The following is a 20343-nucleotide window of genomic DNA, read 5'->3' as shown; positions in this document are numbered from 1 at the left end:
GTCGCTCCCTTCCCGTTCCCTGCGGCCCGTTTTCTGGCGGGATGCCGCGTCATAGATGTCCATCAGCGCGACATCCCGCTGCTGGCCTTGCGCTGGTCGAAGCGGCCGTCTTCGAGGAAATAGAACTCGCCAAAGCCGGGGTCGTACTTGCGCAGCCCCTCGCCCGGCAAGGTCGGCAGGGACGCAGTCGCGGCCAGCGGCTGGACCAGGTGCGGGGTGACGATCATCAACAGTTCACGGTCGTCCTTGTCCAGGCTCGAGGATCGGAACAGCGCGCCGATCACCGGGATGTTGCCGAGGAAGGGAAACTTGTCGATGTTGCTGATGGTGCTGCTGCTGATCAGCCCGCTGATCACGAAGCTCTCGCCGTCGGCCAGCATCACGCTGGTGTCGGTACGCCGCACGGTCAGGGCAGGCACCGCGATGTCGTTGGTGCGAATGCCGCTGGAGAAGTCCAGCTCGCTGACTTCCGGCGCCACCTTCAGAGCGATGCGCTTGTCGTTCATCACCGTGGGCGTCAGGGTCAGGCGGACACCGAACTCCTTGTACTGGATCGTGATGGTGTCGTTATTGCCGTTGGGCACCGGAATGGGGAACTCACCGCCAGCCAGGAACGAAGCACTCTGCCCACTGGTCGCCACCAGACTCGGGCGCGCCAGGGTGTAGGCGAAGCCGCTACCTTCCAGCGCATTGATGAAGCCCAGCCACTTGCTGCTGCCACCGCCCCAGATGATGTTGAAGCCGCCGTTGGCGTTGCCGAAGGTGCTATCGGCCCCCAGGCTGCCATCGAGACCGATCTTCAGTCCGCCCAGGCTGCCTGGAGAGCCCAGAATAAAGGTATTGGAGCCTTTGCGGACCAGCGAGGTACTGGCCTGTTTGAGTTTACTGCGGCTTACCTCGACGAAACGGATGTCGGTCTGCACTTGATTGGACAGGCCGGCGGCAAGGTTGCTAGGCGCTCCGCCCGCATCGGCGATCGCCCGCGAACCGACTCGCACCACACTGCTCATCGGCTTGTCGCTACAGGGGGTCCAGATCAGCAGGCTGGTCAGGCCCTCGGCCTTGCCAGTGACCAGGAAATCACGTTTGTCGACCACCTGTACGTCGGCAATGTTCGGGTCGCCAATGGCCAGGCGCTTGATCGGCACCGGCAGTTGCTGGTCGAGCTGCGCCCCCTGCTGAACGTCGAGGTTCAACTGCTGGCCGACAAATCCGGCGCAGGCGCTCGGCACCGCCTGCGCGGCGGAGTGGACGGCACAGGCCAGAAGTGCGGCCAGCGACAGAATGAAGCGCTTGGACATCGATGCACTCCTTGCTCAATGTGCTTCACGGGTAACAGTGGTACCGCGGTAGACCACGACGCCCGGACTCACATCCGGCGCCGAAACCTGGCGTGCGGCCGGCGCAGAACGGGCCTTGCCGAGCAATTGTTCAAGGGTGATAGGCTGACTACCCGACGCATTCAGCGAGGCCTGTATATAGCGCCCCTGCTGCTCTTTCTCGTAGAGGTTCTCATCCTTGCTGCGCACTGCCAGGCGCAGCGAACCGGCTTGGCTGGCCAGCATCAGGCGCGAGGCCGCCTCGGCCGGCACGGCCAGCACGGCGGTACGCGGAGGACGCGGCGTCTTGTCCTTCGGATCGCCGCCGTTGCGGACCTGGCCATCGTTGGCAACGGCGATCTGCTCGCCATAGGTGAGAACGCGTACCCCAGGCAGCACAACCTGGGCACTGATGACCCGATCGGTACCCTGTTGATCCTTCACGAAGAGCATCACGTCGACGTAATCACCGGGCAGCACGAACCCACCGCCGCCAATCACCTCGTCCACCGCGATGGCCATGGCCCGCTCGTCCGGGCGGATGGTCCGCGCCAGTGGGCCGCCCGGCTCCATCAGCGCGGCGGAAAGAATGCTGCCGGCCGGTACCGCCACCCAGACACGCTGCCCGATCAGCGCCTCGGGCTTGGGATAGCTCCCTGCCGGAGCCGTGTGCAACAGCTCGATGGCGAGATCGTCCTTGCCGATCACCGTCAGCGCCGCAAGCTCACGGCGAGCCACCACCACTGGCGTACGTTGCAGCTTGTCCGCCTCGGCCACCGCCGCGGGCGCCACCTCCTGCATGGCGCCGGCGACCGGAGCCGCCGGCTTGCCCACCGATAACCCCAGATAACCTACAACCCCCGCACACAACAGCAACAGCCCGGCGAAAACCATCAGCACCTTGCTATTCATGTCCACGTCCTTGCGCGTTATCGGGATGAGTGAACCTGTGGTCCACAGCCTGATCGGAAGTCACAACACCGGCTATTCCGGTATACGCCCTTCAGACCCTTATTTTTGTTTCGGCCCGACGAGGAACTTTGATAAGAAGCATTCCTCATAATTAGTTCCTGCTTGTTCCAAAGCAGAATTTAGTAGCTGCGGTAATAGCGTCAAATGCCGGTGTGAAAATTCCAATCCTCAGATAGTTCTACTTCGCCATGACTATAACTTTGGCATTAGCACTATTTGATCAATTGCATTCCGCCATACCGAGCCTAGCCTGACGGTGAAGTCGGGGCGCCGCCCCGGTGGTACCGCTAGGAGCAATCGCGATGAACCTGAACACCAAAGATCTGACGTTGAAGCTGTACTGCAAGGCAAAAGCTTTCGTTGCCGACAAGGAAGGTGCTACCGCCATCGAATATGCGGTAATCGCCGGTCTCATCGCGGTAGCCATCGTGGCAATGGCCAGAACTCTCGGCACTGATATCGGTGGAGTATTCACCAAGATAAGCGGCGAACTTCCCAAGTAGCCCCTGATAATTGCCCGAGCGGTCAACAAACAGAACATGAAATACCCGCGAAAATTCGCGGGTATTTCATGTTGGGCGCTGAAAAAAACCTGCGCCCGCTAAAGTTACGCCACTCGCTGCCGACACATCCTGCCTACCCCTTCGTGTCATCTGCAGGATGCTTTACCGATGCTTCGCTCGCTGTCCTTCGCCAAGAAGATTCTTCTGGCGGCCTCCCTCGTGGTCATCTTCGCCTTCGCCTGCTTCATCCTCTTCAACGATTTCCGCCAGCGCGAGGCGATCCACGACGCCACCGATTCCAAACTGACCGAGGTCGGCAGCCTGACCGCCAGCAACATCCAGAGCTGGCTGGAGGGCCGCATCCAGCTGGTGGAAAGCGAAGCCGCGCAACTGGCGGACCAGGACCCGACGCCCGAGCACATCCAGCACGTGCTGGAGCAGGCGGTGTTCAAGAAGAACTTCGAATCGGTCTACCTGGGCGAAGCCGCCAGCGGCGTGTTCACCATGCGCCCCTATGCGCCGATGCCCGATGGCTATGACCCGCGCCAGCGCGGCTGGTACAAGGATGCCGTGGCCGCAGGCCGGCTGATCGTCACCGAGCCGTTCCTCGACGCCGGCACCAACGAGCAGATCCTCGCCATGTCCATGCCGGTGATGCGCAACGGCCAATTGATCGGCGTCGCCGCCGGCGACATGAAACTGGAAACCATCACCGCCATCATCAACTCGCTGAAATTCGACGGTAACGGCTACGCCTTCCTGGTCAGCGACGCCGGCAAGATCCTGCTGCACCCGGACAGCAAGCTGGTGTTCAAGAACCTCACCGAGATCTACCCGCAGGGCGCGCCGAAAGTGCAGCCGGGCGTGCAGGAAGTCAGCGTCAACGGCGACGACCAACTGGTCTCCATGACGCCGGTGAAGGGCCTGCCGGGTGTGACCTGGTACGTCGCCCTGGTGCTGGACAAGAGCGCGGCCTATTCGATGCTCAGCGACTTCCGCACCTCGGCCATCATTGCCACGGCCATCGCCATCGTCGCCATCCTGCTCCTGCTGGGCATGCTGATCCGCGTGCTGATGGCCCCGCTGACCGACATGGGCCGCGCCATGCAGGACATCGCCCTGGGCGACGGCGACCTCACCCAGCGCCTGAAGGTCGCCAGCAACGACGAGTTCGGCGTGCTGGCCAATGCCTTCAACCGCTTCGTCGAGCGCATCCACGAATCCATCCGCGAAGTGGCCTCCACCGCGCGCAACCTGCATGACGTCTCGCAGCTGGTGGTCAACGCCTCCAACTCGTCCATGAGCAACTCCGACGAGCAGGCCAACCGCACCAATAGCGTGGCCGCCGCGATCAACGAGCTGGGCGCCGCCGCCCAGGAAATCGCCCGCAATGCCGCCGACGCCTCCCACCATGCCACCGATGCCTCGCACCAATCGGCAGACGGCCGCCAGGTGGTCGAGCAGACCATCAGCGCGATGAACCAGCTGTCGGATAAAATCAGCTCCGCCTGCGCCAACATCGAGGCACTGAACAGCCGCACGGTGAACATCGGCCAGATCCTCGAAGTGATCAAGGGCATCTCCGAGCAGACCAACCTGCTGGCCCTGAACGCCGCCATCGAAGCGGCCCGCGCCGGTGAGGCCGGCCGTGGCTTCGCCGTGGTCGCCGACGAGGTGCGCAACCTGGCGCACCGCGCCCAAGAGTCGGCCCAGCAGATCCAGAAGATGATCGAGGAGCTGCAGGTCGGCGCCCGCGAAGCCGTGGACACCATGACCGAAAGCCAGCGCTACAGCCTGGAAAGCGTGGAAATCGCCAACCGCGCCGGCGAGCGCCTGGCCAGCGTGACCCACCGCATCGGCGAGATCGACTCGATGAACCAGTCGGTGGCCACCGCCACCGAGGAGCAGACCGCCGTGGTCGACTCGCTGAACATGGACATCACCGAGATCAACACCCTGAACCAGGAAGGCGTGGAAAACCTCCAGGCCACCCTGCGCGCCTGCGCCGACCTGGAAAACCAGGCCGGGCGTCTGCGTCAGCTGGTGGACAGCTTCCGCATCTGACGCGGAATGCTTCAACGAATAAGGCGCCTTCGGGCGCCTTTTTCGTTCGCGGACAAGGGCTGGGCGCCCCCGGTCGGTCCTACAGGTCAGCTCGAACCTTGTAGGAGCGAGCTTGCTCGCGAACCACACCAGCGACAGATCCGCCCGTGAATCCGCCTTCATGGGAGCAGACCCTATCCACGATGGGCAGGCGCGCCCGCCCTACCGTTCGTCCACCGGCCTCAAGCTTTTACCCAACATGCCGACAGCAAGGATGAAGGCCCACGAGAACAACGAATCCAGTCGGGCCGGATATCACTGCTGGCACATGGGAGTGCCGGCCCCGCCCGCCCGGCTACCCGCCGCGCCGGCTTCGTCCGCTCCGTCACCACACGGACGGGCGCGCCCTGGCGACATCGGATCTGTCGCCCGGACCCACGCCGTTCTGGCATCCCACTACCTCCGGACTCGACGCAGCATGATCAAGAGCCTGAAATTCAGCCATAAGATCCTCCTGGCCGCCTCGCTTGTGGTTTTCTCCGCTTTCGCCCTCTTCACCCTCTACAACGACTACCTGCAGCGCAACGCGATCCGCGACGATCTCGAAGACTACCAGCGGGAAATGGGCACGGTGACCGCCAGCAACATCCAGAACTGGCTGAGTGGCCGGCTGCTGCTGATCGAAAGCACCGCGCAGACCATCGCTCGCGACAACGCCCCGGAAAAAATCGCCGCACTGCTGGAGCAGAACACCCTGCGCAGCACCTTCAACTACACCTACCTGGGGCAGGAAGACGGCACCTTCACCATGCGTCCGAACGATGCCATGCCCGACGGCTACGACCCGCGCACCCGCCCCTGGTACAAGGACGCCCTGGCCGCCGGCGGCACCACGCTGACCGAACCGTACATCGACGCGGCGACCCAGCAGTTGGTCATCACCGTCGCCACCCCGGCCCGCAACGGCGGCAAGACCGCCGGCGTGGTCGGCGGCGACCTTGGCCTGCAGACCCTGGTACAGATCATCAACTCGCTGAACTTCAGCGGCATGGGCTACGCCTTCCTGGTCAGCGGCGACGGCAAGATCCTCGTGCACCCGGACAAGAACCTGGTGATGAAGACCCTGGCCGAGGTCTACCCGCAGAACACCCCGAGGATCGGCGGCGGCTTCAGCGAGGCCGAACTCAACGGCCAGACCCGCATCCTCAGCTTCACCCAGGTGAAGGGTCTGCCATCGGTGAACTGGTACATCGGCCTGTCCATCGACAAGGACGCCGCCTACGCCATGCTGAGCAAATTCCGCACCTCGGCCATCGTCGCCGCGGCCATCGCCATCGTCGCCATCCTGCTTCTGCTGGGCATGCTGATCCGCGTGCTGATGCAGCCATTGACCACCATGGGTCGCGCCATGGAAGACATCGCCCAGGGTGAAGGCGACCTCACCAAGCGCCTGAAGGTCGCCAGCAACGACGAGTTCGGCGTGCTGGGCAACGCCTTCAACCGTTTCGTCGAGCGCATCCACGAATCCATCCGCGAAGTGGCCTCCACCGCACGCCAGTTGCACGACGTATCGCAATTGGTGGTCAATGCCTCCAACTCGTCCATGAGCAACTCCGACGAGCAGGCCAACCGCACCAACAGCGTGGCCGCCGCGATCAACGAGCTGGGCGCCGCCGCCCAGGAAATCGCCCGCAACGCCGCCGACGCCTCGCACCATGCCACCGATGCTTCGCACCAGGCCGGCGATGGCCGTCAGGTGGTCGAGCAGACCATCAGCGCGATGAACCAGCTGTCGGACAAGATCAGCTCCGCCTGCGCCAACATCGAGGCACTGAACAGCCGCACGGTGAACATCGGCCAGATCCTCGAAGTGATCAAAGGCATCTCCGAGCAGACCAACCTGCTGGCCCTGAACGCCGCCATCGAAGCCGCCCGCGCCGGTGAGGCCGGCCGTGGCTTCGCCGTGGTCGCCGACGAGGTGCGCAACCTGGCCCACCGCGCCCAGGAGTCGGCCCAGCAGATCCAGAAGATGATCGAGGAGCTGCAGGTCGGCGCCCGCGAAGCCGTGGACACCATGACCGAAAGCCAGCGCTACAGCCTGGAAAGCGTGGAAATCGCCAACCGCGCCGGCGAGCGCCTGGCCAGCGTGACCCACCGCATCGGCGAGATCGACTCGATGAACCAGTCGGTGGCCACCGCCACCGAGGAGCAGACCGCCGTGGTCGACTCGCTGAACATGGACATCACCGAGATCAACACCCTGAACCAGGAAGGCGTGGAAAACCTCCAGGCCACCCTGCGCGCCTGCGCCGACCTGGAAAACCAGGCCGGGCGTCTGCGTCAGCTGGTGGACAGCTTCCGCATCTGACGCGGAATGCTTCAACGAAAAAGGCGCCTTCGGGCGCCTTTTTTGTTCGCGGACAAGGTCCGCTCCTACGAGATACATCGGCGCTCGCGGCGGCCCTCCCCCTAACCCTCTCCCAGGGGAGAGGGGACCGTTCGGGGCAGGAGGTAAGGCGACGCAGAATGCCAATGCCGCGGTTGGGGTGAGGGGGAAAACGCAGGCACAGACTAGACAGTTGTTCCTACAGGTCAGCTCGAACCTTGTAGAAGCGAGCTTGCTCGCGAACCACCCCAGCGACAAAACCGCCGGTAAATCCGCTCTCGCAGGAGCGATGGGGGCGCCTAGCCCTTATCCGCGATAGGCGGGCATGGCACACCCCACTCCATCAGCGCCGCTTGCTCCCACCCAACAGAGCGCCCATCAACCCGCGCACCAATTGCCGGCCAATCTGGTTGGCCGCCTGGCGTACCACGGTCTTCGCCGTCTGGCTGGCCAGGGTGCCGAGCAACTCGCCGGCCAACCCGCCCAGATCGCTGCCGAAACCCTTCTCTTCCGGCTTGGTTTCAGTCGGCGCCATCTTGTCGTCAGCGCGCCCCGTGAGCCTCTCATAGGCCGACTCACGGTCGATCGGCTGGTCGTAGCGCCCCGCCAGCGGAGAGCGACGGATCACCTCGGCACGCTCAGCGTCGGTCAGCGGGCCGATGCGTGATTGCGGCGGCGCCACGGCAACACGCTGGACCACGGCCGGCGTGCCCTTCTCCTCCAGCGTCCCCACCAGCGCTTCGCCAATGCCCAGCTCGGTCAGCACCTTGAGGCTGTCGAACGCCGGATTGGGACGGAAGCCATCGGCCACCGCGCGCAGAGACTTCTGCTCCTTGGCGGTGAAGGCGCGCAGGCCATGCTGGATGCGCAGGCCAAGCTGTGCCAGGACGTCGTCGGGCAGGTCGCTTGGCGACTGGGTGACGAAATACACGCCCACACCCTTGGAGCGAATCAGCCGCACCACCTGTTCCAGGCGGTCCTGCAGCGCCTTGGGCGTGCCGTTGAACAACAGGTGCGCCTCGTCGAAGAACAGCGCGAGGATCGGCTTGTCGGCATCGCCGCGCTCGGGCAACTGCTCGAACAGCTCAGCCAGCAGCCAGAGCAGGAAGGTGGCGTACACCTTGGGCGCATCGTGCACGAGCTTGCTGGCGTCCAGCAGATGGATGCGACCACGGCCATCAGCCTCGGGGCGCAGCAGGTCTTCCAGTTGCAAGGCCGGCTCGCCGAAGAACGCCTCCGCGCCCTGCTGCTCCAGCAACGCGAGACGGCGCAGCAAGGCCTGGGACGAAGCCGCGGTGAACAGCGCACGGTCCTCGCCAAGGACCTCCGGATGCTCCTTGAAGTGGTTGAGCAGCGCCTTCAGGTCCTTGAGGTCGAGCAGCAATAGACCTTCACGATCCGCCACCTTGAACGCAGCGAACAGCGCGGCCTGCTGGCTCTCGGTCAACTCCAGCAGGTTGGCCAGCAGCAGCGGCCCCATCTCCGACAGCGTGGTGCGCAGCGGATGCCCGGACTTGCCGGCCACGTCCCACAGGCTCACTGGATAGGCCTTGGGGCTGTAATTCAGCCAGGGCATGCTGGCGATACGTTGGGCCACTTTGCCCTGCGGGTTGCCGGCAGCGGCGATGCCACACAGGTCGCCCTTGATGTCGGCGGCGAAGACCGCGATGCCGGCGTCGCTGAAGGACTCGGCCAGGCGCTGCAGGGTGACCGTCTTGCCGGTGCCTGTTGCGCCGGCGATCAGGCCGTGGCGGTTGGCGAGCTTCCAGCCCTGGCCGACCGGCTGGCCGTCGGGACCTGCGCCAATGATCAGTTCGTTCGTTGCTGGCATCCGTCATTCCTCTGAATGGATGGTCGCGATGGGTCGTCCATCAAGATTGGTGCGTCACGCAGAGCTGTGCAAACCGGCGCGCTCAGACCTTGAAGACGTGGTTGAGATAGTGCAGGAAATTCTCATCCTTGCATTGGGTCTTGCCCGGCGTATCGGAAATCTTCGCCACCGGGTGCCCGTTGCAGGCGGTCATCTTCAGCACGATGTTCATCGGCGTGACACCGGGCACATCGCAGGTGAATTGGGTGCCGATGCCGAAGCTGACGTCGATACGACCGCGCAGCGCCCGGAATATCTCCAGCGCGCGCTGCAGGTTCAGGCCGTCGGAGAACACCAGGGTCTTGCTGCGCGGGTCGATGCCCAGGCGCTCGTAGTGTCGGATGGCCTTTTCCGCCCACGCCAGCGGGTCGCCCGAGTCATGGCGCAGGCCATCGAAGAGCTTGGCGAAATACAGGTCGAAATCGGCCAGGAAGGCATCCATGGTGATGCAGTCGGTCAAGGCGATGCCCAGCTGGCCACGGTACTCGCGGACCCAGCAGTCCAGCGCGGCGGCCTGGCTGTCGATCAGTCGCGGGCCGAGCTGCTGGTGCGCCATCAGCCATTCGTGGGCCATGGTGCCCAGCGGTTTCACCCCCAGCAGGCGCGCCAGGTGCACGTTGCTGGTGCCGACGAAGTGTCCGGGGAAGCCATCGCGCAGATCCCGTACCACCGCTTCCTGCACTGAATAGGAGAAGCGCCGGCGAGTGCCGAAATCGGCCATCTTGAAACCGGCCAGCTCCTCGGCGCTGGCCTCGCCGCGCAGCCAGTGGAGCTTCTCCTGCAGGCGATCGCGCACCGCAGTCAGCGAGGCCCCCGGATAACGGTGGCGATTGCGCACCTCGCTGATGGTCGCCAGCAGCGGCACCTCGAAGAGGATCACGTGCAGCCAGGGGCCTTTGAGGCGGAGGAAGAACTCGCCATTCTCGACGCCCAGCTGCACATAACAGGGATTGAAGCGGAACAGGCCGAGGAAGCGGATGAAGTCCGGCTTGAAGAACGGAATGCGTTCGAGGAAGGCCAACTCCTGGGGCGCGAACGACAGCTGCGACAGGTACTCGACCTGCTCGCGCACCGGGTCGAGATAGGCGCGCAGGTCTTCCTCGTTGCGGCAGCGAAACTCCCACTCCACTTCGGCGTTGGGATAGTTGTGCAACACCGCCTGCATCATGCTCAGCTTGTAGAAGTCGGTATCCAGCAGGTTCTGCACGATCCGCCGGGAAAATACGCTGTCGCTCATGCTCGTCTCGTTGCAGGCTTCGAACCGGCAGTCTAAACCCGTCGCCCACAAAAAACCCCGCCGAAGCGGGGTTCTTGTCAGATACGCGAAGCTCAGCGCGATTGCGCCACGCCGCCCTGCGACATGCCGAACAGGAACAGCAGCAGGTCCTGGTCCGGGCTGGCCGTCTGCTTGTGACGCATGTTGGGCGGAACCGGACAGGAGTCCGCCCGGCTCGAAATGACCGAGGGAGAGGGTTCATGCCAAGCGGCTGCCGCCAGGGTTGCCACCCCGAGCGCGCCGACCAGGAGCAAACTTCGCGTAACTTCTAATTTCATGTCTGCAACCCTTTGATGGCGCTGCCAAACGCCGCTTGGTAACCATAGACAAAGGCCTGCCACTGCGCCTCTGTCCACGACGAACGGCGTTTCACCTGGCGAAGGTCATGACGTGCAGCACGCTGGGCGCTGAAACGTCGGCGGGCCTTCTCCATGTCGATCAGCGCCACTTCAATCTTGTCGCCGTCCACCCGCACGAAGACGTGCTTGAGGTACAGGCAGCCATGCTGCCAATGACCGGCGTTAAGTTTGGCGAGGGTACTACCGTATTGTTGCAGAATGCGTTGATGCAGCGCTTCGCCCCAACGTTCGTGGTCGCCACGGGCGTAGCAGTCTTCCAGGCTGGAAAAACCGTCGAGGGATTCGGTGACCAGCAGCGCCTGCCATTCGCCGTTGACCTTGCGGCAACCGGCGTAGACCAGGGTCGGCACCTTCACGCCCAGGGCCTCGGCGGCCTTGAGCGCATCACGCTCACGAATGGCGGTGGGGTAACCGAAGGGATGCAGCAGATCGCGATAGATGTGCCCCATCTGCTGCTTGCGGTACAGCATGCGCCCATCGGCGGTCAGCACGCGCTGCACACCGCTTTCGCCGCCGCGACGCCGATTCGGTTCCTCTACCCATTTGCCGGGAATCTGCAACCAGCGATCGATAGCGTTTTCACCGGAAATTTGCTGCAGAGATGCCAGATCAGCGGCCATTGTTATTCCTTACGCAGAATGTAGACCCGCCACATGTGGATGAACGGGACGAAATCAATGTGATCCTGAACCTTGAAACCTGCTTGGCGGAACTCCGCCTCAATGGTCTTGGCCGGAATCACGAAACGGTTCTGGTAGGCGTGCTTATTGCGAGAGGCTTCGGCGCGCGCACGTTTCCAGGACTTGAAGTTGCCATCCACCCACAGCGACAGGATCACTGAGTCACGGGTGACGCGGTGAAATTCGCGCAGCATGGTCAGTCGGTCGCCCACTTCGCCGATGTGGTGCATCAGGCGCATCGAGAAGATGCTGTCGACGGCGTTGTCCGGCAAATCGATGGCAAACGCGGAAGTCTGCAAAGGTCGAACGCGTTTTACAACCTCTTCCGGCTGGCCGGCACAGGCAACCGCGATCATGTCCGGCGAATTGTCGGCGCCGATGATCACGCGATTTTCCTTTTCGGCCAGCATCGGCCAGAAGCGCCCTGCGCCGCACGGCAGGTCGAGCACCAGGTTGGGCTGACCGGCGAGTTTGAGTGCCTGGCGAGCTACTTGGACATCCCGCCAGTGGGAAAGTTTCCGCGACAGCCCGGCCTGGTGTTTACGCAGATAGCGCTCGGCATGCTTGCGGTCGTATTTCTGGGAAAACTCCAGATCGACGGGTTTGTCACTCATTGGATGGTTACCTATCCCAATTTCAGGTCGAACGATACGAACCAGCCTGTCACAGCCGGGTCACCCACTTGTGAAGTTTTCGTCAAGAAACGGCTAGGCAAACTTCGAAGCGACAGCCGTGTGGTTCAACCGGATGAAGGCTGACGTCCCAGTTCTCAGAAGCGCAGATGCGCTTGACCAGCGACAACCCCAGCCCAAGCCCCTCGCCACGTGGGTTCACTCCCCGCACGAATGGCTGGAACACGCGTTCGCGCTGCTCTTCAGGGATTCCAGCGCCGGTGTCCTCGACCCAGAACCCGGTCCCGGAAAGTTGTAAGCGGATGCTGCCGGTTTCGGTGTAATGCATCGCATTGCGCAATAAATTGCTCATCACCGAACGCAGGAACGGCGCATTGAACTGGCCGGGCATGCTCTCCCCGCCAGCGAATTCCAACCGCAACCCCTTCGCCTCGATCGGCCCGCGCCACTGTCCGACCAGCTCCTCGGCGATCTGCCGCAACCCTGCCTGCGGGACGATCCCCATGTCCTTGCGCTGCGCGCGCGCCAATAGCAGGAAGGTCTGGACCAGGTCGCGCATCTCCTCGCAGGCGCTGGTCATCCGCGCCAGCTGGCTACGCGCCCTGCTGCTCAACCCGGGCTCTTCGGCCAGCAGTTCGCAGCTGGTGGCGATCACCATCAAGGGCGTGCGCAACTCGTGGCTGACGTCACTGGTGAAGAGCTTTTCCCGGGTCAGCACGTCATGCAGTCGCCCCATGGCGTAATCGAAGGCCGCCGCCAGCTCGCCCACCTCGTCGCGGGCGTAGTCGGGCGCCATCGGCGGCGCCAGTTCCAGCAACTGGTCGCGGTGTCGCACCTGCCGCGCCAGGCGGGCCACAGGCTCCATGACCTTGCGCGACAGCAGCCAGCCCAGCAGGCCGGCCAGCGTCAGGCTGAGTACATAGCCGGTGACCACGGAAGCGTAGAGCACCTGCTCGCGCGCCTCGAAATCGCTCTGATCCTGCAGCAGCACGAAGCGCCGCCCACCCTCGTCGCGCACCAGCGCATGGAAGGACAACTCGCCGTCGAAGACTTCGTGGAAACCTTCATCCAGGCGACGCAACGCCGGCGGCATGGCATACACGCCCTGGCCATCGCTGATGAAGAAGCGCATGCCGGGATCGAGCTTCGGCGCCTGGCCGATGGCCAGGTCCGCCTGGAGAATCCGATCGAGCTCGCCGCCCAGATCGTGGGAGATCAGTCGTTCCTCGACGACGTGGACCACCCCGACGATCCCTACCGAAAAAAGTCCGCCGACCGCGGCGGTCATGAGTACGAAGGCAAAGACAATCCGTCGGGAAAGGCTCTGCTTATACTCCATTCGCTTCCTCCGCCAGGCGGTAGCCGACGCCGTGCACGGTGTGCAGCAGCGACGAATCGAAAGGCTTGTCGATCACCTGGCGAAGTTGATGGACATGGCTGCGCAGGCTGTCGCTGTCGGGGCAGTCATCCCCCCAGACTGCCTCTTCCAGTACGTCGCGGCGCACCACGTGGGGGCTCTTCTGCATCAGCACGGCGAGCAGTTTCAGGCCGATGGGGTTGAGCTTGAGCGGCTTGCCGCTACGGTTCACTTCCAGCGTGTCGAGGTTGTAGCTCAGGTCACCGACCTGCAGCTCGCGGCGTCCACCGCCCTGGCTGCGGCGCAGCACGGCCTCGATGCGGGCCGCCAGCTCCGACAGGGCGAACGGCTTCAACAGGTAATCGTCGGCACCGGAGCGGAAGCCCTGCAGGCGGTCGTCCAACTGGTCGCGGGCGGTGAGCATGATCACCGGGGTGTCGCGCCGGGCGTCCTCGCGCAACCGGCGGCACAGCGTAAAGCCGTCCAGCCCCGGCAGCATGACGTCGAGCACGATCAGGTCGTAATGGGATGTCGCGGCCAAGTGCAGCCCGGAAAGCCCATCCTGCGCGCAATCCACCGTATACCCCTTGAGTCCGAGGTAGTCGGCCATATTCGCCAGAATGTCCCGATTGTCTTCAACCAACAGAATGCGCATGAACTCTCCTCCGAAGTGCACCCTAGCCTATCTTCCTTAAATGGAACTTAAACGGGTTTGACACAAATTTCACATTCGAATGACGGCGCGGCAACACCGGCGAGTCGACCATGACGGCCGCCGCGCCGCATCGCGACGTCATCCATCCGCAGGACGCCGTGGGCCGCAATACCTTTCTGGAGCCCCCATGTCCGCCCCGATCCCCCTGCCCCGCTCTCGTCCACTGAATCTCTGGCTGATGCTGGCCCTGCCCCTGGCGCTGGCCGCCTTGCTGCTGACCTTCGAGCCGGTAACCCTCGACCTGTCGCTCGCCCAGTGGATGTATCAGCCCGGCGAAGGCTTCATCGGACGCCATAGCTGGTTCCTCGAGAATGTCCTGCATGACCGCGCCAAGCAGTTGGTCATCTTCCTCTGTGCGGCGGCGCTGATCGCCTGGGCGGTCGGCTTCTTCCACGCCCCGCTGCGCTCGTACCGCCGGACACTGGGTTACCTGGCGCTGGCGATGCTCGCAGCGGCGAGCATCGTCACCCCGCTGAAGGCGCTCACCGCCGTGCAGTGCCCCTGGGACCTGACGCAATTCGGCGGCAAGGAAACCTACAGCTCGCTGCTCAGCCCGCGCCCGCCGACCGAGCATCCCGGCCGCTGCTGGCCGGGCGGCCATGCGTCCTCGGGCTTCGTGCTCTTCGCCCTGTACTTCGCCCTGCGCGACCGCAAGCCGCGCCTGGCCCGCTACGCCTTCTGGTTCGCCCTGGGCCTGGGCAGCCTGTTCTCCATCTCGCGCATGCTGCAGGGCGCGCACTTCCTGTCCCACAACATCTGGACGGCGCTGTTCGACTGGCTGATCTGCCTGGGCTTCTATGCCCTGCTGCTGTATCGGCCGGCCACGCAGCCGAGCGCGGAGTCTTCCACCGGCCTGACGGCAGCGGAGAGCCGCTGAACGCGGCTCACTCGTCCTCGCCGACGACCCCGAACTCGATCGGTGTCTTCACGTAGAACAGCTTGACCCCGGCCTGGCGGATCACCGAGAAGATCCGCTCGGACTCCTCGGCGGTCACCGCCATGGTGACCTCCTGCGGCTGATCGGCCAGCTCGAAGAAGTGGGTGTAGTGAATCCGCCCGGTCTTGCCGAAGCCTTGGCTCGCGGTCATCAGGGTCGCGCCGCGCACACCCTGGCGCCGCGCCTCCTCCAGCAGCCACTGGGCCACCGGCAGGCCGGCATGCTTACGGTCCTGCTGGGTGAAGAACTTCAACTGGAAACCGTTCATCTTTGCCTCCCCGTCCTCATCGACCCATCAGCCAGTGGACCGACAGCAGGCCCAGCATGGTCATCAGCAGCGAACCCACCAGGTGCGTGGCGACCGCGCCCAGCGCCCAGACCAGGCGGCCCTGCTGAAGCAGCACCACGACCTCGGCAGAAAAGGTCGAAAACGTGGTCAGCCCGCCACAGAAGCCGGTAATGATCAGTAACCGCCATTCTGGGGCCAGGCCCGGCGCATTGGCGAAGAAGGCGATGGCCGCGCCGATGATGTAGCCGCCAATCAGGTTGGCGACCACCGTGCCCGGCGGCAAGGAAGGCAGCAGCGTGTTGAGCTTGAGCCCGAGCACCCAGCGCAGCAGTGCGCCGAGGGCGGCTCCGAGGGATACGGCGAGAATGGATTTCCACATGATCCTGTCCTGGGGCGGGATGTTTGGGACAGGCTGCAGGCGAGCGCCTACGCGCCTTTCCAGGTCTATGCGTAGGCATCGTCAGCCACGAGGGCGGTTGAAGGAGGAATGCCATCTCCTGCGGCGCAGTCTGGCATAACCCTCACGCATGAAAAAGCCCCGCCTAGGCGGGGCTTCTTCTTACAGCGGGTGCCGGGTGGCTTACATCATGCCGCCCATGCCGCCCATGCCGCCCATGTCCGGCATGGCCGGAGCAGCCTTGTCGTCGACCACTTCGGCAACCATGGCCTCGGTGGTGACCATCAGGCCGCCGATGGAAGCAGCAGCTTGCAGGGCCGAACGGGTGACTTTGGCCGGATCGAGGATACCCATCTCGATCATGTCGCCATACACGCCGGTAGCAGCGTTGTAGCCGAAGTTGCCCGAACCTTGCTTGACCTTGTCGACTACTACGCTCGGCTCGTCGCCGGAGTTGGCAACGATCTGGCGCAGCGGAGCTTCAACGGCGCGACGCAGCAGAGCGATACCGACGTTCTGGTCTTCGTTGTCGCCCTTCAGGCCTTCGATGGCTTGCAGAGCACGAACCAGAGCGACGCCGCCGCCAGGAACCACGCCTTCTTCCACCGCAGCACGGGTAGCGTGCAGGGCGTCTTCAACGCGGGCTTTCTTCTCTTTCATCTCGACTTCGGTGGCAGCGCCAACCTTGATCACGGCAACACCGCCGGCCAGCTTGGCCAGACGCTCTTGCAGCTTCTCACGGTCGTAGTCCGAGGAGGTCTCTTCGACCTGCTTGCGGATCTGCAGAACGCGGGCTTCGATGTCAGCCTGAGCGCCAGCGCCGTCGATGATGGTGGTGTTTTCCTTGCTCAGGACGACGCGCTTGGCGTTGCCCAGGTGCTCCAGGGTGGCGCCTTCCAGGCTCAGACCGACTTCTTCGGAGATGACGGTACCGCCGGTCAGGATGGCGATGTCCTGCAGCATGGCCTTGCGGCGGTCGCCGAAGCCCGGAGCCTTGACGGCCGCGACCTTGACGATGCCACGCATGTTGTTGACGACCAGGGTAGCCAGGGCTTCGCCTTCGACGTCTTCAGCCACGATCAGCAGCGGACGGCCAGCTTTGGCAACGGCTTCCAGCACCGGCAGCATTTCGCGGATGTTGGAGATCTTCTTGTCGACCAGCAGCAGCAGCGGGCCATCAAGCTCGGCAACCATGGTGTCCGGCTTGTTGATGAAGTAGGGGGACAGGTAGCCACGGTCGAACTGCATGCCTTCTACGACGGACAGTTCGTTTTCCAGGCCCGAGCCTTCTTCAACGGTGATCACGCCTTCTTTACCGACTTTTTCCATGGCTTCGGCAATGATGTTGCCGATGGATTCGTCGGAGTTGGCGGAGATGGTGCCGACCTGGGCGATGGCCTTGGTGTCAGCGCACGGCTTGGCCAGGTCTTTCAGCTGGGCAACGATGGCCACGGTGGCCTTGTCGATGCCGCGCTTCAGGTCCATCGGGTTCATGCCGGCAGCGACGGCCTTCAGGCCTTCGTTGACGATGGCCTGAGCCAGAACGGTAGCGGTGGTGGTGCCGTCACCGGCAGCATCGTTGGCCTTGGAGGCAACGTCTTTCACCAGCTGGGCGCCCATGTTCTCGAACTTGTCTTTGAGTTCGATTTCCTTGGCGACGGAAACGCCGTCCTTGGTGATGGTCGGAGCGCCGAAGCTCTTGTCCAGGATGACGTTACGACCTTTCGGGCCGAGGGTAGCCTTGACGGCGTCGGCCAGGACGTTCACGCCGACCAGCATTTTCTTGCGAGCGGAGTCGCCGAACTTAACTTCTTTGGCAGCCATGTTCTGTTTCCTCTAAATCGAATTCAGTGGGGTTGGGGGACGGACTGGATCAGTCTTCCAGGACGGCGAGGATCTCGGACTCGCCCATCACCAGCAGTTCTTCACCGTCGACCTTGATGGCGTTGCTGCCCGAGTACGGGCCGAAGACCACCTTGTCACCCACTTTCACTGCCAGAGCGCGAACTTCGCCGTTGTCCAGCACGCGGCCGGCGCCGACGGCGACTACTTCACCGCGGTTCGGCTTCTCGGCGGCGGAACCCGGCAGCACGATGCCGCCTGCGGTCTTGGTCTCTTCCTCGCTGCGACGGATGACGACGCGGTCATGCAGAGGACGAAGCTTCATAGTCGTAACTCTCCCAAACAGTGATTTCCAACGGCCGGATCGATGCCCGGCGGGTTTTGTTGAATCCGGCGGTGCCGGTTTGCGACCCGGTTGGCGAGTCGCGTAAAGAGCAGCCTGTCCGTGTGACAGGGACCTTGCGGTGTCCGGAACATAAGGTCACTGCAAGGCATTTCAAGTGTGTGAAGAAAAAATTTTTACTCGGACGGGTGCCGCGGGCAGCCGGGGCCGCTCGCAACTCAACGCAGACGGTCGCGGTTTTCCTCGCGGCGCTGGTATTCGCCTTCGATCACATTGGGGCCACCGCGCTGCTGGGCAGAGGGATCGTCGGCGAAGGCGCGGCGGCGCATGGCCTGCTCCTGCATGCGCTGACGCACGCGACCGAGCATCAGGTGACGGGTGAAGGGAATCAGGCAGAGGATGCCGATGATGTCGCTGATGAAGCCCGGTAGCATCAGCAGGCCGCCACCGACGGCGATAACCAGGCCATCGAGCATTTCCTGCTCGGGCAACTCGCCGCGGCTCAGGCGCTCACGGGCACGCATCGCGGTCGCGAAGCCGGCCACGCGCAACACTGCGGCGCCGATGAAGGCGCCGGCGATGATCAGCAGAAGGGTCCAACCCACGCCGATCACGCTGCCGACCTTGATCATCACGGCCAGCTCGATCAGCGGGAACAACAGAATCAGAAACAGGGGTACTCGCATCGGTGAATCCTTGGCGGGGCCATTGCCCGGGTAACAGCCTAGGTGGCGACGCCCCGCTCTGATTTCAAGGGATAACTCAAGCCTGGATCACTTCGTTGCCCGGCCAGACCTCCGCCCGGGCGAGCTGCACCAGCGCCTGGCGAACCTCGCCAGGATCGCCGCACGGCGCGGGGAACGGCAGCCAGTGCAACACCTGGCCGATACGCAGGTGGAAACCTTCTGTATCAATTCCCGCCAGTTCCGGCGTCGCGTCGCCCGGCAGTCCGGCCAGTTGGACATAGTGCGCCACGGCATTGGCATGGTCGCTGTTCATGTGCCCGACCATGCTCCGCTCCACTTCACCGACGAAGGGGTTGGCCAGCGGCACGCTCTCGGCGCTCAGCCAGTGGATGTCGCCGAAACCGCCGATGTAGCGCCATTGCACCGGCTCCAGCACCCAGAAATCGAAGTCATGGACGATGTGGTAGTCCTGCGACCCGGGGAAATAGCGGTAGTAGCGTTCGGCGGCGTCGGCGATGGCGTCCACGTCCTCGATCTGCCGTGCCTCAGCCAGCAGGGTCAGGCGGCCGGCGGCCTGGATGTCGTCGGCGCTGCGCTCGCCGATCAGCAGCGAACACTTGCCGTCCTGCAGCAGGTTATGGGTGTGCTGGGCGATACGGCTGATCAGGATCAGCGGCCGGCCCGCCGGGTCCAGGCAGTAAGGCACCACCGAGCCGAAGGGGAATCCCGGCCACTTTTTCGAATGGGTGGAGAGGACGGCGCGGTATTCCTTGAGCAGCAATTCTCGGGCATTCTTAGCGGCTTTCACGCTCACCTTTATGACTCCTCGCAAAGAATCCGTCGCAGAACGGACGGGCAGGATGACTCTGTTCTCAGCTGCCGGCGAGGCCTCTCACCAGAAACTGCTCGTGGGGTTGTTCAGATGCAATTGAAAGACAAGGTCATCATCATCACCGGCGGCTGCCAGGGCCTGGGGCGCGCCATGGGCGAGTACCTCGCTGCCAAGGGCGCCCGTCTGGCGCTGGTTGACCTCAACGCCGAAAAACTGGACGAAGCCGTGGCTGCCTGCAAGGCCGCCGGCGGTGACGCCCGCGCCTACCTGTGCAACGTCGCCAATGAGGAACAGGTTACCCATATGGTGGCCCAGGTCGCCAGCGACTTCGGCGCCATCAACGGCCTGGTCAACAACGCCGGCATCCTGCGCGACGGCCTGACCATCAAGGTCAAGGACGGCGAGATGACCAAGATGAGTCTGGCCCAGTGGCAGGCGGTGATCGACGTGAACCTGACCGGCGTGTTCCTCTGCACCCGCGAAGTCGCCGCGAAGATGATCGAGCTGAAGAACGAAGGCGCGATCGTCAACATCTCTTCCATCTCCCGCGCCGGCAACATGGGCCAGGCCAACTACTCCGCAGCCAAGGCCGGCGTCGCCGCCGACACCGTGGTGTGGGCGAAGGAACTGGCGCGCTACGGCATCCGCGTGGCGGGCGTTGCGCCGGGCTTCATCGAAACCGACATGGTCGCCAGCATGAAGCCTGAAGCCCTGGAGAAGATGACCTCCGGCATTCCGCTCAAGCGCCTGGGCAAGCCGATGGAGATCGCCCACTCGGTGGCCTACATCCTCGAGAACGACTACTACACCGGCCGCGTGCTGGAGCTGGACGGCGGTCTGCGCCTGTAATCCGCTTCGCCCAATAAAAAGCCCCGCCAAGTGCGGGGCTTTTTATTGGGCGTGCC

Annotated in this window: 20 protein-coding genes and 1 riboswitch; of the genes, 5 read left to right on the top strand and 15 right to left on the bottom strand. The window is 63.6% G+C overall.

The genetic code is table 11. The annotated features are described in order from the left end of the window. Nucleotides 1–62: 62 nt before the first annotated feature. Both ACNFBT_RS19330 and cpaB read right to left on the bottom strand, forming a co-directional pair. Nucleotides 63–1301: a type II and III secretion system protein family protein gene (locus ACNFBT_RS19330; RefSeq protein ID WP_416752054.1), complete on the bottom strand. Its 1239-nt coding sequence runs from the start codon at nt 1299–1301 to the stop codon at nt 63–65. Nucleotides 1302–1316: 15 nt separating this feature from the next. Beyond that, nucleotides 1317–2231: a Flp pilus assembly protein CpaB gene (cpaB, locus tag ACNFBT_RS19325; RefSeq protein WP_416752052.1), complete on the bottom strand. Its 915-nt coding sequence runs from the start codon at nt 2229–2231 to the stop codon at nt 1317–1319. Nucleotides 2232–2593: 362 nt separating this feature from the next. Between cpaB and ACNFBT_RS19320 the strand changes: the two genes are divergently transcribed. From ACNFBT_RS19320 to ACNFBT_RS19310, 3 genes are all read left to right on the top strand, one after another. Then, nucleotides 2594–2794, top strand: a complete 201-nt coding sequence (locus ACNFBT_RS19320) for a Flp family type IVb pilin (RefSeq protein ID WP_416752050.1) — start codon at nt 2594–2596, stop codon at nt 2792–2794. A gap of 168 nt (nt 2795–2962) precedes the next feature. Beyond that, nucleotides 2963–4858, top strand: a complete 1896-nt coding sequence (locus tag ACNFBT_RS19315; protein ID WP_416752049.1) for a methyl-accepting chemotaxis protein — start codon at nt 2963–2965, stop codon at nt 4856–4858. 457 nt (nt 4859–5315) lie between these two features. Then, nucleotides 5316–7205: a methyl-accepting chemotaxis protein gene (locus ACNFBT_RS19310; protein WP_416752047.1), complete on the top strand. Its 1890-nt coding sequence runs from the start codon at nt 5316–5318 to the stop codon at nt 7203–7205. A gap of 361 nt (nt 7206–7566) precedes the next feature. Here ACNFBT_RS19310 and ACNFBT_RS19305 read toward each other — a convergent pair whose 3' ends face one another. From ACNFBT_RS19305 to ACNFBT_RS19275, 7 genes are all read right to left on the bottom strand, one after another. After that, nucleotides 7567–9054, bottom strand: a complete 1488-nt coding sequence (locus ACNFBT_RS19305; protein WP_416752045.1) for a helicase HerA-like domain-containing protein — start codon at nt 9052–9054, stop codon at nt 7567–7569. A gap of 82 nt (nt 9055–9136) precedes the next feature. Beyond that, nucleotides 9137–10330 carry a nicotinate phosphoribosyltransferase gene (pncB, locus tag ACNFBT_RS19300; RefSeq protein ID WP_416752043.1) on the bottom strand — a complete coding sequence of 398 codons (1194 nt, stop codon included), beginning with the start codon at nt 10328–10330 and terminating at the stop codon, nt 9137–9139. Between the two features lie 92 nt (nt 10331–10422). Continuing rightward, nucleotides 10423–10647 (bottom strand): hypothetical protein, encoded by a 225-nt coding sequence (locus tag ACNFBT_RS19295; protein WP_416752041.1) that lies wholly within the window; start codon nt 10645–10647, stop codon nt 10423–10425. Next, the gene (locus ACNFBT_RS19290; protein ID WP_416752039.1) at nt 10644–11348 is read right to left on the bottom strand and encodes a lipopolysaccharide kinase InaA family protein; all 705 of its coding nucleotides are present in this window, start codon (nt 11346–11348) and stop codon (nt 10644–10646) included. The genes ACNFBT_RS19295 and ACNFBT_RS19290 overlap by 4 nt, the downstream gene beginning before the upstream one ends. A gap of 2 nt (nt 11349–11350) precedes the next feature. Further along, nucleotides 11351–12022, bottom strand: a complete 672-nt coding sequence (locus ACNFBT_RS19285) for a class I SAM-dependent methyltransferase (protein WP_416752037.1) — start codon at nt 12020–12022, stop codon at nt 11351–11353. An 82-nt stretch (nt 12023–12104) separates the two neighbouring features. After that, entirely contained in the window at nt 12105–13379 is a 1275-nt protein-coding gene (locus ACNFBT_RS19280) for a sensor histidine kinase (RefSeq protein WP_416752035.1), read from the bottom strand. After that, nucleotides 13369–14052 (bottom strand): response regulator transcription factor, encoded by a 684-nt coding sequence (locus ACNFBT_RS19275; RefSeq protein WP_207883849.1) that lies wholly within the window; start codon nt 14050–14052, stop codon nt 13369–13371. Before ACNFBT_RS19275 ends, ACNFBT_RS19280 begins: the two co-directional genes overlap by 11 nt. A 187-nt stretch (nt 14053–14239) precedes the next feature. On the opposite strand from ACNFBT_RS19275, the gene ACNFBT_RS19270 reads away from it, so the two are divergent. Further along, entirely contained in the window at nt 14240–14989 is a 750-nt protein-coding gene (locus ACNFBT_RS19270) for a phosphatase PAP2 family protein (RefSeq protein WP_416752033.1), read from the top strand. Between the two features lie 7 nt (nt 14990–14996). Here the strand turns inward: ACNFBT_RS19270 and ACNFBT_RS19265 are convergent, their stop codons facing one another. From ACNFBT_RS19265 to ACNFBT_RS19240, 6 genes are all read right to left on the bottom strand, one after another. Next, complete coding sequence (locus ACNFBT_RS19265) at nt 14997–15317, bottom strand: DUF190 domain-containing protein (protein ID WP_416752031.1); 321 nt, start codon at nt 15315–15317, stop codon at nt 14997–14999. 16 nt (nt 15318–15333) lie between these two features. After that, nucleotides 15334–15717 (bottom strand): fluoride efflux transporter CrcB, encoded by a 384-nt coding sequence (gene crcB, locus ACNFBT_RS19260; protein WP_416752029.1) that lies wholly within the window; start codon nt 15715–15717, stop codon nt 15334–15336. A 65-nt stretch (nt 15718–15782) separates the two neighbouring features. After that, nucleotides 15783–15845, bottom strand: a riboswitch (Fluoride riboswitch). A gap of 73 nt (nt 15846–15918) precedes the next feature. Further along, nucleotides 15919–17559: a chaperonin GroEL gene (gene groL / locus ACNFBT_RS19255; protein WP_207883835.1), complete on the bottom strand. Its 1641-nt coding sequence runs from the start codon at nt 17557–17559 to the stop codon at nt 15919–15921. A gap of 49 nt (nt 17560–17608) precedes the next feature. Next, nucleotides 17609–17902, bottom strand: coding sequence for a co-chaperone GroES (locus tag ACNFBT_RS19250; RefSeq protein ID WP_009617968.1), 294 nt, complete (start codon nt 17900–17902; stop codon nt 17609–17611). A 236-nt stretch (nt 17903–18138) separates the two neighbouring features. Beyond that, nucleotides 18139–18606 carry an FxsA family protein gene (locus ACNFBT_RS19245; RefSeq protein WP_416752027.1) on the bottom strand — a complete coding sequence of 156 codons (468 nt, stop codon included), beginning with the start codon at nt 18604–18606 and terminating at the stop codon, nt 18139–18141. A gap of 76 nt (nt 18607–18682) precedes the next feature. Further along, complete coding sequence (locus ACNFBT_RS19240; protein ID WP_416752025.1) at nt 18683–19420, bottom strand: HugZ family protein; 738 nt, start codon at nt 19418–19420, stop codon at nt 18683–18685. A 108-nt stretch (nt 19421–19528) separates the two neighbouring features. Here ACNFBT_RS19240 and ACNFBT_RS19235 point away from each other — a divergent pair, with 108 nt between their 5' ends. Then, a complete protein-coding gene (locus ACNFBT_RS19235) occupies nt 19529–20287 on the top strand; it encodes an SDR family oxidoreductase (RefSeq protein ID WP_416752023.1) in 759 nt (252 codons plus the stop codon). Nucleotides 20288–20343 lie beyond the last annotated feature (56 nt).

This window comes from Pseudomonas sp. NY15181 (genome assembly GCF_048068055.1).
Taxonomy (GTDB): Bacteria; Pseudomonadota; Gammaproteobacteria; order Pseudomonadales; family Pseudomonadaceae; genus Pseudomonas.
Note: the sequence above shows the minus strand (reverse complement) of the source record. Positions and strands in the feature narration are given on the sequence as shown.